Below are 10553 nucleotides of genomic sequence, written 5' to 3'. Positions count from 1 at the left end.
ATCAGGGCACCCGCGCGAGCGTGCGCGGCCCCTGCCATCAATCCCCCCTACAAAGGAAATCTCATGACCCAGGTCAAAGCGGGTGACACCGTCGCTATTCATTACACCGGCACGCTGCACAGCGGCGAAACCTTCGACAGCTCCCAAGGCCGTGAGCCGCTGGAATTCACCGTGGGATCCGGGCAGATCATTCCCGGCCTGGACAACGCGATCCCCGGCATGGCCGTGGGCGACAAGAAGACCGTCGAAGTGCCCTGCGCCGAGGCCTATGGCGAAGCCGACCCCAATGCCCGCCAGGCCGTTCCGCGCGCCCAGGTGCCGCCGGAGATTCCGCTGGAGATGGGGATGCAGCTTCAGATGCAATCCCCTGACGGGCAGGCGATCCCTGTGACGGTGGTTGAATTGACCGAGGAAGAAGTGACCTTGGACGCCAACCACCCGCTGGCGGGCAAGGACCTGAACTTCGAGATCGAACTGGTCGAGATCAAGGCCGCCTGAGGCGACCGGATTGAAGATATGGATGGGGGCGCCTTCGGGCGCCCTTTTTCGTTACAGGAAACGGGTCAGCAAGCCCAGGCCGCCGAATAGCAGCGTGCCCGCGACGGCGAGATAGGCGCCCAGTGCAAGAACGGCGCGGGGCTTGCCGATGGGCGCCTGCATGCGCGAGATCTCTCCTGCACGCATCAGGCCCTGCGCGCCGATCACGGCGAACACGAACAGCAGAAGCGATTGCATGGCAATCGCCGCTGTCACCAGCAGCCCGCACATCACCGCAGGCAGGATGATGCCAAGAGGCGGCCAGAACGCCCCGGCGATGACCGACAGCATCCGCCCGCCATCGAGCGGCCAGAAGGGCAGCATGTTGAAGAAATTCAGCGCTCCGGTGACGCTGGCGAAAACGAGAAGGAATTCCGTCAGCATAGGTGCGGCGTGAATCGTGTAGGGCACCATGCCAAAGGCCAGCAGCATCGGGCCGATCCCGATGGCAGGCCCCATCAGGGTGATGAAGAAATCCTTGATCTGGCTGTCGGGCAGGCGGTCGGAAATCGCCACACCCCCGACCAGCGGAATCAGGCGAAACCGCGCATCGTGGTGCCCTGCCACACGATAGGCGGCGACATGACCGAATTCGTGGATCACCACCGCCACGATGATGGCCACGCCGAACATCGGCCCGAAAAACCAGACAGCGGCGCCAACGGAGATCACGGCGAATAGCAGCCCCTGCATGTCCATGCCGACAATGGTGCCGTTGCCTTGTCCGGAAAACCCGCCGCGCAAAGCCCAGCCCAGCCCGGCGCAGATGGCCAGCGCGCCAAGCAGCACCATTGGTGCCGGCATCAGAGGTTGTCCAGCACCGGCATGCTCATGACATGATAGCCGCTGTCCACCTTGATGATCTCGCCGCTGGTGCAGTTGCCGGCATCCGAGGCCAGGTAGACGGCGGTGCCGCCGACGGCCTCCAGCGTTGCATTGTGGCGCAAGGGCGCATTCTGTTCGGTGTGCTTGAAGGTGCGGCGTGCCCCGGCAATCGCGGCGCCGGCGAGGGTTTTCATCGGGCCAGGGCTGATCGCATTGACGCGGATGCCCTGCGGGCCGAGATCGGCGGCAAGGTAGCGGGCGGCGCTTTCCAGCGCGGCCTTGGCCACACCCATGACGTTGTAGTTTGGTGTCACGCGCTGGCTGCCTTGATAGGTCAGTGTCAGCAGGCAGCCCCCTTCGGGCATCAGGTCGGCGGCGCGGCGTGCCACGTCGACGAAGGAATAGCAGCTGATCAACATGGAATTGGTGAAGTTGTTCCGCGTCGTATCCGAAAACCGGCCGGTCAGCTCGTTCTTGTCGGAATAGGCAATCGCGTGAACAACGAAATCTAGCGATCCCCACCGCTCTTTGAGGGCAGCGAAACAGGCATCCATCGACTCGTCGTTGGTCACGTCCGCTTCTATCAGGAAATCGCTGTCTGCCGAGGCGGCCAACGGCTCGACGCGTTTCTTCAGGCCCTCGCCCTGGTAGGAAAAGGCCAGTTCCGCCCCGGCGGCGTGACAGGCCTTGGCAATGCCCCAGGCGATGGAACGGTCATTCGCGACCCCCATGATCAGACCGCGCTTGCCGTTCAGTTCGATTGTCATCTTGGTCAGTCCCGATATTTGGAAAGCAGCATCGACCCGTTGGTGCCGCCGAAGCCGAAGGAATTGGTCATTACAGTATCAAGCCCGGCACGTTCCACCAAATCCGTCGCGATCTCGCCGACATGGATGGCCGGATCGAGCGTTTCAACGTTGATCGACGGGGTGATGAAATCGTTTTCCAGCATGAGCAGGCAATAGACGGCCTCTTGCGCGCCGGTCGCGCCCTGGCTGTGCCCGGTCATCGACTTGGTCGAAGAAATCGGCGGCGTGCTGCCCTCGCCGAAGACCCGGCGCACCGCTTCGACCTCACCGACATCGCCGACCGGCGTGCTGGTGCCGTGGGCATTGATATAGCTGACCTTGCGGCCTTCGGGCAGGCTGTCCAGCGCCAGGCGCATCGCGCGCTCGCCGCCTTCGCCCGATGGGGCGACCATGTCATGCCCGTCCGAGGTGGCGGCATAACCCGTGACCTCGGCATAGATCTTGGCGCCGCGGGCCTTGGCGTGTTCGAGGTCTTCCAGAACCACGATGGCGCCGCCGCCAGCGATGACGAATCCGTCGCGGTCGGCATCGAAGGCGCGGCTGGCGCGGGTGGGGTCATCGTTATACTTGGACGACATCGCGCCCATGGCATCGAAGAGGCAGGACAGGGTCCAGTCAAGCTCTTCGCCGCCGCCGGCGAACATAACGTCCTGTTTGCCCATCATGATCTGTTCGGCGGCATTGCCGATGCAATGCAGGCTGGTCGAACAGGCCGAGGTGATGGAATAGTTCAGGCCCTTGATCTTGTAGGCCGTGGACAGGTTCGCGCTGATCGTGCTGCTCATGCACTTGGGCACGGCGAAGGGCCCGATCCGCTTGGGGCCGCCCGATTTCAGCACCGTCTGGTGCGCGGCGAACATGGCGCTGGTCGACGGCCCGCCGGACCCGGCGACAAGGCCTGTGCGCGGGTTGACGACGTCGCCTTCTTCCAGCCCTGCATCGGCAATGGCCTGACCCATGGCGATATGCGCATAGGCCGCGCCCGGTCCCATGAAGCGCAGGGTGCGTTTGTCCACATGCTCGGCCACATCGATCTTGAGCGTCCCGGCAATCTGGCTGCGGAACCCGTGTTCTGCCATCTCCGGGACGGCCTCGATTCCCGACTTGCCTGCCTTCAGCGCGGCAGTGACCTCTTGGGCGTTGTTTCCAACGGGCGAGACGATCCCCAGCCCGGTAACGACGACGCGGCGCATTCGCGGCCTCCCTTTCTTGTCCGCTTTCCCGTGTAGGGTATGCAAGGGGATGGGGGCAAGCGGTTAGGGCGGGGCGCGTCCACGGGACGCTGTGTCACCGGTCGCGCAGATCAGCTCTCGCTCAGCGCGACTTTCATGTCCTTGACCTCGTAGATCACCTCGCCATCCGCCTCGACGATGCCGTCGGCGACGCCCATGGTCAGGCGGCGGGTTTGGACTGCCTTGGTGAAATCCACCTTGTAGGTCAGCATCTTGCGGTCGGGTCGCACCATGCCCTTGAGCTTTACTTCGCCGACGCCCAGCGCATAGCCGCGCCCCTGCCATCCGCGCCAGCCAAGGTTGAAGCCGGTGAGCTGCCAGAGGCCATCAAGACCAAGGCAGCCCGGCATGATCGGGTTTCCGGGGAAATGGCATTCGAAGAACCACAGGTCCGGCGTGATATCGAACTCAGCGACCACGTGACCCTTGCCGTGAAGCCCTCCGTCGCCGCTGATATCGGTGATCCGGTCCATCATCAGCATCGGCGGCTCGGGCAGTTGGGCATTGCCCGGCCCGAACAACTCGCCGCGCGCGCATTTCAAAAGGTCGTCACGGTCGAAGCTGCGCGGAAAGTCTGTCATATCGGTGTAATCCCCGTCTGAGTGGTTTCCTGCCCTCTAGCACCCCGATACGCGCAAGGGCAAGCTGGGCAGAGCGCTTCGCTGCGTGGCTTTGGTATTGAAAACTGTTCGCAATCGGCCATATTGTCCAATGAAACAAAGGCGGGTCTTTTGATGGCTGACATGACAACCGAGCGAAGCAGTAACTGGCTGGCGGGGGCAGGGCTACGTCCGACGCGCCAACGGCTTGCGCTTGCCGAGCTTCTGGTGGGGGATGGCAAGGACCGGCATGTAACCGCTGAAAGCCTGTTCGCCGCTGCCGACCGGGCGGGTGAAAAGGTCTCACTGGCCACGGTCTACAATACGCTCAAGGCGTTTTGCGATGCGGGGCTGCTGCGCGAGATCACAGTGGACGGGTCCAAAAGCTATTTCGACACCAACATGTCCGACCATCCGCATTTCTACTGGGAAGAGGATGGCCATCTTTCCGATGCGCCATCCGACGAGCTGAGCATCGCCAGCCTGCCCCATGCGCCCGACGGGGCCGAGATCGCCTCGGTCGACGTGGTGATCCGGTTGCGCAAGAGCTGATCCGCATCTGTCGGCGTTCATGGGTCGTTAACCTTGTCGGGGCAAAGCTGTCCGCATGACAGATTTGCCTGCCCCTTCCCGCTTCTTCGCGTATTTCGCCGTGACCTTGCGCCTGGCCGATGCGTCTTCCGACCTCCTGATACGCCGAATTCCGGTCCTCCGCGACTGCGTGGCGCTGGCCCGGTTGCATACGGGCATCGAGATTGACACCGCCACCGTGCTGCCGGCGGAAATGCATTTTCTGTGCCGAATGATGCCGGGGGAGGAGCCCGGGGCTGCCCTGCGTCTGATCCGCGACAGTTTTACCCGCCATGCGGCCGATGGGCGGCCGGCCTGGGATACGGAAAGCCCAGTTTCGCGGGTTCATGGGCCAGCGATCGAGGCGCGGCGCCGGTTCATCCTCGCGGCTCCGGTCCGGGCCGGTCTGGTGCGCGATGCGGCGGATTGGCCCTATTCCTCGCTGCACCACCGCGGTGCAAATCGGCGCGATCTGGTGGTCGCCTGAGGCGTCACCGGAAAGACGGCTGGGTCAGAACCACTGCCCCGGTTCCATCAGCCCGAGGTCCAGCAATTGCTGGGAATGCCACTCGAACGGGGCGGAATTGTGCCAGCGGAAGGTTTCGATTTCGAATGTGCTGCCGGGATTCCGCTTGAGCGCCTTCGCCGTGCGGAAGGAACAGACCGCCGCGGTCAGGTTGTGATGCCAGGGGCAGGAATAGGTGTTGTATTCAGGGTCGTTGAAAAGATGGCCGGGCAGCAGTTCCAGCCCTGGTTTGTTCCGGAATAGCGACACCCTATCGATTCGCCGGCGGGGCTTGGGCACGTGTTCCTCGAACCGCCAGCGCAGTCCACCGAAGAAATCCATCTGCCGGTCGAGAACGTTGTTCCAACGGTCCTTGCGGGACAAGGCATAGTAACCGGATTTGTCCAGATGGGCGTCTTCCAACGCCACCGCGAGCGGGTGCTGGCCGAGATCCCCGGCGTAAAGGTCGATCACGTAGGTCAGGATCGTGTCGCGTCGTTCTTCGATGTTGAAGGCGATCATCTCGCCCACCGTGCGGCTTTCGCAGAACGGGTAGAACAGGTATTCCGCGTTGTAACAGTAGAACAGCCAGATCGGCCCAGCCGCCCCGATTACCGCGTTCACCGCAGTTTCCAGCGCGCCGTCACCGGTCGTTTGATAATCCACACGGTGCACAAGGTCGGCCACATCCCCGGCCAGAGTGAACCCCGGCATGGCAAAGACGACGACGGCCTTGAAGCCGCTGTCGATATGGTGACGGATCGTGCTGTCCAGCTCGACCTCATCCTCGGCCATGATCAACGCGACCGGCCCCTTGGCCAGCGCCGCCTTGCCCTGTGACAGGAAATCTGAAAGCGAGGAATAGTGCATCTTGCCCGTGGTCTTGCCCGATCGGGGTTAAACTCCGGCAAATCGCCTTTCATTGCAAGCGCTCCGGATGCACGCTAAGAGGCCCGCCAAAGCTGCCCCCATTCGCGATAGGTGCCCCATGTCCGCGCCCAAGAAGCTCTTTATCAAGACCTATGGCTGCCAGATGAACGTCTATGACAGCGAACGCATGTTAGAGGCGTTGGGCGGCAAGGGCTATGTCGAGACCCAAAGCCCTGATGACGCGGACATGATCCTGCTCAACACCTGCCACATCCGCGAGAAGGCGGCGGAAAAGGTCTATTCCGAGCTGGGTCGTTACAAGGGGCTGAAGGCGGAGAACCCCGACCTCAAGATCGGTGTCGCCGGCTGCGTGGCCCAGGCCGAGGGTGAGGAGATCATGCGCCGCCAGCCCATGGTCGACCTGGTGGTCGGCCCGCAAAGCTATCATCGGCTTCCGGCAATGGAAGATGCGCTGGCCCAAGGGCAAAAGGCGCTCGACACCGATTTTCCCGAGGAAGACAAATTCGAAATCCTCAAGAGACGCCCAAAGTCCGGGCGCGGCCCGACGGCCTTTCTCACGGTGCAAGAGGGCTGTGACAAGTTCTGTTCCTTCTGCGTGGTGCCTTATACGCGCGGCGCCGAGGTCAGCCGCCCGGCGGACCGCATCATCCGCGAAGCGCAGGAGCTGGTCGAAGCCGGTGTCCGCGAGATCACGCTGCTGGGCCAGAACGTGAATGCCTATAACGGCCATGACAGGGGGCTGGCGGGCCTGATCTGGGAACTGGACCAGATCGACGGGCTGGCCCGAATCCGTTTCACCACCAGCCATCCCAATGACATGGACGACGCGCTGATCGAGGCACATGGCACCTGCGAAAAACTGATGCCCTACCTGCATCTGCCCGTGCAGTCCGGGTCGGACCGGATTCTGAAGGCGATGAACCGCAAGCATACCGCCGAAGACTACCTGCGCCTCATAGAGCGGATCCGCGCGGCGCGGCCCGACCTGCACCTGTCAGGGGATTTCATCGTCGGCTTTCCCGGCGAGACCGATGCGGATTTCGAGGATACCCTGACCATCACCCGCGAGGCGGGCTATGGCACCGCGTTTTCCTTCAAGTATTCGCCGCGTCCGGGCACGCCGGCTGCCGAGAAGACCGCAAAGATGGTCGATCCGGATGTCGCAAGCGAGCGGCTTCAACGCCTTCAGGACCAGATCAACACCCAGCAGCGGACCTTGCAGGATGCCATGGTGGGGCGCGAGGTGTCGGTGCTGTTCGAAAAGCCGGGTCGGCTTGACGGTCAGATGGTCGGAAAGTCGGAATACCTGCACGCGGTTCACGTGTCGGGCGCCGATGTCGCACCCGGCGATATCCGCAAGGTTCTGATCGAGCAAAGCGCGCCGAATTCGCTGGGCGGCAGTCTTGCCTGACCAGCCGCGGAAAGAGCGCGCAATCCTTGGTTGAGGAATCTTGGTCAATGCGCGCGGCGTAATGGACAATTCGGCCTGATTTCCAACTCTGTCGCGCTATCGGACACGAAATGTGGCGTTTTTGCGTTTAAATTTGACCAGAATTGGTTTTCATTTAGAAGATTGTGTGTCGACGGCCACCATGCGTGCCGGCTCCGGCCCTGTGGGTTGGGAGAGATCTGGGGGATAGAGGTTTGGTAATGTTCAGAATGAAATTCGGAAAAGTCCTAGCAGCGGGTCTGACCGCGGCCTTCGCGGCATCTTCGGCGCTGGTGGCGCCGGTCGCCGCCCAGCAATCTCAGGACAGGATCGTCGTATCGGGCATGGTCGAGTGGGGCATTTTCGTCGATCGGGACGGCTGCATGCATTGGTGGGCCGATGGCGGCCTCGAAGGCTACATGACGACGCGGTTCAACCCCGAAACTGGCCGGCCGCTCTGCCTTCAGAAGGAAAGCTGCCTCACGGAATCCACCGACACGCTGTTCCACACCGACAGCCACCACCTGAAGCCCGGTCAGCGCGAGGTTCTGGAACGCTTCTTCCGCTCCGAAGGGGCGTTTTCCTATGCCGTATACGGCCATACCGATGAACGCGCCTCGCATGCCTACAACCAGGCGCTCTCGGAACGTCGAGCCAACACGGTTGCGAGCGTCGCCCGGTCTGTCGGGGCCTTTGTCGAGGTCGAGGAGGGCTTCGGTGAGACGCGCCCGATTGCGACCGGCCACAACGAGACCGCCTGGCAACAGAACCGCCGGGTCGAGGTCGTCTGCTATCATATGGCGAGGTAAGTCATGCGTATTTCCTTTTTCCTTCTTGCTATGACGCCCGTTCTCGCAGCCTGCGAAATGGGTCAGACAACTGCGGACGGCCCCCGTATGCTGGCCCGCGCGACGGACAGTGCCGTCAACAACACCGACCTGTTGTCCGACCGCCCGATGGCCATCGCCATTGATCCTGACGGCTGCATGCACTGGTTCGGCGACGACGGGGCCGAAGGCTATGCGAACGCCCGCTATGACCCGGTGACGGGCAAGCCCATCTGCACTGATCGCATCCCGCCCGGCGCGGTCATTTCCAACCCTCAGAGAACGGGACTGATCGACATTCTTCCGTGACTGGCGGAAAATCGAGCACGACCGGGGCCGCAATGCAGTTTGCGGCCCCTTTTTCGTTTCAATTCGGTGACATTGCAGCAAGGTCCCTTGCGCTGGGCGTCGCCAGTTGCCACCATTGATGAAACACCAGCCAGGAGTCTTGTTTGGCCACAACCACGCTGCCCCCGTCCGAGACTGTCGCGGAAGCGCCAGAGATTCTGGAATTTCCTGATAATTTTCTGCTGATCGACCTGTGCGGCGAGCATGACAGGCACCTGGCAGATATCGAGCTCAAGACCGGCGTGCAGATCCTGCGCCGGGGAAATCAGCTGAAGATTCATGGCGAGGATGCCGCGCGGCGCGAGGCGGCAGAGATTTTGACGGCGCTTTACGAGCGTCTGGAGGCCGGCAAGTCCGTCGAGGCCGCAGATATCGACCGCGAGGTCCGCATGGGCGGATCGGACCGCGAAACCGGCGCCCGTGCAGGCGACCAGCTGGACCTGCTGCCCGACGCCCGGGTCGAGATCAAGACCCGCAAGAAGATCATCGAACCCCGCACCGCTGCGCAAAAGGCCTATGTCCGGTCGCTGTTCGAGAACGAACTGGCCTTCGGGATCGGTCCGGCCGGCACCGGCAAGACCTACCTGGCCGTGGCCGTGGGTGTGAACATGTTCATCGGCGGCCATGTGGATCGGATCATCCTGTCCCGCCCGGCGGTCGAGGCAGGCGAGAAGCTCGGCTATCTGCCCGGCGACATGAAGGAAAAGGTCGATCCTTACATGCAGCCGCTCTACGACGCGTTGAACGATTTCCTTCCGGGCAAGCAGGTTACCAAGCTTATCGAGGAAAAGAAGATCGAGATCGCGCCCTTGGCCTTCATGCGCGGGCGCACCCTGTCCAACGCTTTCGTCGTGCTGGACGAGGCCCAGAACGCCACCACCATGCAGATGAAGATGTTCCTGACCCGCCTGGGCGAGGGCAGCCGCATGGTGATCACCGGCGACCGGTCCCAGGTGGACCTGCCGCGCGGGCAGCAATCGGGGCTGCAGGACGCGGAACGTTTGCTCAAGAGTATCGACAAGATCTCGTTTGACTACTTCACTGCAAAGGACGTGGTGCGCCACCCGCTTGTTGCGGCGATCATCGAGGCTTATGACGCCGATGAAGCGCGCTAGACAACTGGGCTGGATCGCGGCCGCGCTGACATTCACGTGGTTTCTTGTGCACACATTCGTCGGCGGGGCAGAGGTGGCCGGGCCGTTGCGCGCCTCTGATCTGCCGATGTCGGTCATGGCCCCGGCCTGGATGGTCTGGCACATGGTTACCGGGCTTCTCTTATTTCTGGCGCTTTTGTTCGCTTGGGCGGCTGTGAAAGGGGCGCGCGACGCCATGATCGTTGCGGCCGCCATCTCTGCAGTGCTGGCGATCGCCGGGCTGGCCGCCGCACCACTGACCGGGGCCGGATTCTTGGCTTTGCCGCAAGGGTTCCTGTTTATTCCGGGCGCCGTTCTGGGCTGGATCGCAGCGCGGGGCATGGGTCAGCGGTCATGATCGCGGATGTGATGATCGAGGCGCCGCCATGGGAGGCGGTGCCGCTTGCCGCGCTGGCCGAACGTGCCGTTACGGCCACGTTGTCCCATCTGGGCCTTCGAGGGGGGGAGTGGTCGGTAGCGATCCTGGCTTGCGACGATGCCCGGATTGCCGAGCTCAACGGCGATTTCAGGGCCAAGCCACAGGCAACCAATGTGCTGAGCTGGCCCAACGAGGAGCGCGGGGCGGACGAGGAAGGCACCTGTCCGGAACCGCCCGATGATCCGGAACTCGGCGATATCGCCATCGCCTATGAGACCTGCCAGCGCGAAGCCGTGGCGCAGGGCAAGTCATTCGACGCGCATGTGACGCATTTGATCGTTCATGCAACCCTGCATTTGCTGGGCTATGACCATGAGCGTGACGGGGATGCCACCCTCATGGAAGCTTTGGAGGTCGAGATACTTGGCAAACTGGGTCTGCCTGACCCATATTCATGAGATACGCCTCT

14 protein-coding genes are annotated in these 10553 nt (G+C 62.5%); 9 read left to right on the top strand and 5 right to left on the bottom strand.

What is annotated here, in order from left to right:
• The first annotated feature begins 63 nt into the window (after positions 1 to 63).
• Positions 64 to 498 carry an FKBP-type peptidyl-prolyl cis-trans isomerase gene (locus DFK10_RS04635; RefSeq protein ID WP_109387062.1) on the top strand — a complete coding sequence of 145 codons (435 nt, stop codon included), beginning with the start codon at positions 64 to 66 and terminating at the stop codon, positions 496 to 498.
• 51 nt (positions 499 to 549) lie between these two features.
• On the opposite strand, the gene DFK10_RS04630 is transcribed toward DFK10_RS04635, so the two are convergent.
• The 4 genes from DFK10_RS04630 to fabA all read right to left on the bottom strand — a co-directional run bounded on the left by DFK10_RS04630 (position 550) and on the right by fabA (position 3984).
• A complete protein-coding gene (locus tag DFK10_RS04630) occupies positions 550 to 1329 on the bottom strand; it encodes a metalloprotease (protein WP_146193226.1) in 780 nt (259 codons plus the stop codon).
• A gap of 11 nt (positions 1330 to 1340) precedes the next feature.
• A complete protein-coding gene (locus DFK10_RS04625) occupies positions 1341 to 2129 on the bottom strand; it encodes an enoyl-ACP reductase FabI (RefSeq protein WP_109387058.1) in 789 nt (262 codons plus the stop codon).
• Positions 2130 to 2134: 5 nt separating this feature from the next.
• Positions 2135 to 3364, bottom strand: a complete 1230-nt coding sequence (gene fabB / locus DFK10_RS04620) for a beta-ketoacyl-ACP synthase I (RefSeq protein WP_109387056.1) — start codon at positions 3362 to 3364, stop codon at positions 2135 to 2137.
• Positions 3365 to 3474: 110 nt separating this feature from the next.
• Positions 3475 to 3984, bottom strand: a complete 510-nt coding sequence (gene fabA, locus DFK10_RS04615) for a bifunctional 3-hydroxydecanoyl-ACP dehydratase/trans-2-decenoyl-ACP isomerase (RefSeq protein WP_109387054.1) — start codon at positions 3982 to 3984, stop codon at positions 3475 to 3477.
• Positions 3985 to 4137: 153 nt separating this feature from the next.
• On the opposite strand from fabA, the gene irrA reads away from it, so the two are divergent.
• Both irrA and DFK10_RS04605 read left to right on the top strand, forming a co-directional pair.
• The gene (gene irrA, locus DFK10_RS04610) at positions 4138 to 4554 is read left to right on the top strand and encodes an iron response transcriptional regulator IrrA (protein WP_109387052.1); all 417 of its coding nucleotides are present in this window, start codon (positions 4138 to 4140) and stop codon (positions 4552 to 4554) included.
• Between the two features lie 55 nt (positions 4555 to 4609).
• Positions 4610 to 5059, top strand: a complete 450-nt coding sequence (locus DFK10_RS04605) for a hypothetical protein (protein ID WP_109387050.1) — start codon at positions 4610 to 4612, stop codon at positions 5057 to 5059.
• Between the two features lie 24 nt (positions 5060 to 5083).
• On the opposite strand, the gene DFK10_RS04600 is transcribed toward DFK10_RS04605, so the two are convergent.
• Positions 5084 to 5947 carry a hypothetical protein gene (locus DFK10_RS04600; protein ID WP_109387048.1) on the bottom strand — a complete coding sequence of 288 codons (864 nt, stop codon included), beginning with the start codon at positions 5945 to 5947 and terminating at the stop codon, positions 5084 to 5086.
• Between the two features lie 118 nt (positions 5948 to 6065).
• On the opposite strand from DFK10_RS04600, the gene miaB reads away from it, so the two are divergent.
• The 6 genes from miaB to ybeY all read left to right on the top strand — a co-directional run bounded on the left by miaB (position 6066) and on the right by ybeY (position 10542).
• Positions 6066 to 7379 (top strand): tRNA (N6-isopentenyl adenosine(37)-C2)-methylthiotransferase MiaB, encoded by a 1314-nt coding sequence (gene miaB / locus DFK10_RS04595; RefSeq protein ID WP_109387046.1) that lies wholly within the window; start codon positions 6066 to 6068, stop codon positions 7377 to 7379.
• A gap of 248 nt (positions 7380 to 7627) precedes the next feature.
• Positions 7628 to 8206, top strand: coding sequence for an OmpA family protein (locus tag DFK10_RS04590; RefSeq protein WP_235866765.1), 579 nt, complete (start codon positions 7628 to 7630; stop codon positions 8204 to 8206).
• Positions 8207 to 8236: 30 nt separating this feature from the next.
• On the top strand, positions 8237 to 8533 hold the full coding sequence (locus DFK10_RS04585) for a hypothetical protein (RefSeq protein WP_146193225.1): 297 nt from the start codon (positions 8237 to 8239) through the stop codon (positions 8531 to 8533).
• Positions 8534 to 8676: 143 nt separating this feature from the next.
• Entirely contained in the window at positions 8677 to 9687 is a 1011-nt protein-coding gene (locus DFK10_RS04580; RefSeq protein ID WP_109387042.1) for a PhoH family protein, read from the top strand.
• Entirely contained in the window at positions 9674 to 10063 is a 390-nt protein-coding gene (locus DFK10_RS04575) for a hypothetical protein (protein ID WP_109387040.1), read from the top strand. Before DFK10_RS04580 ends, DFK10_RS04575 begins: the two co-directional genes overlap by 14 nt.
• On the top strand, positions 10060 to 10542 hold the full coding sequence (ybeY, locus tag DFK10_RS04570; RefSeq protein ID WP_109387038.1) for an rRNA maturation RNase YbeY: 483 nt from the start codon (positions 10060 to 10062) through the stop codon (positions 10540 to 10542). The genes DFK10_RS04575 and ybeY overlap by 4 nt, the downstream gene beginning before the upstream one ends.
• Positions 10543 to 10553 lie beyond the last annotated feature (11 nt).

The organism is Salibaculum griseiflavum (assembly GCF_003129565.1).
GTDB classification, from domain to species: Bacteria; Pseudomonadota; Alphaproteobacteria; order Rhodobacterales; family Rhodobacteraceae; genus Salibaculum; species Salibaculum griseiflavum.
Note: the sequence above shows the minus strand (reverse complement) of the source record. Positions and strands in the feature narration are given on the sequence as shown.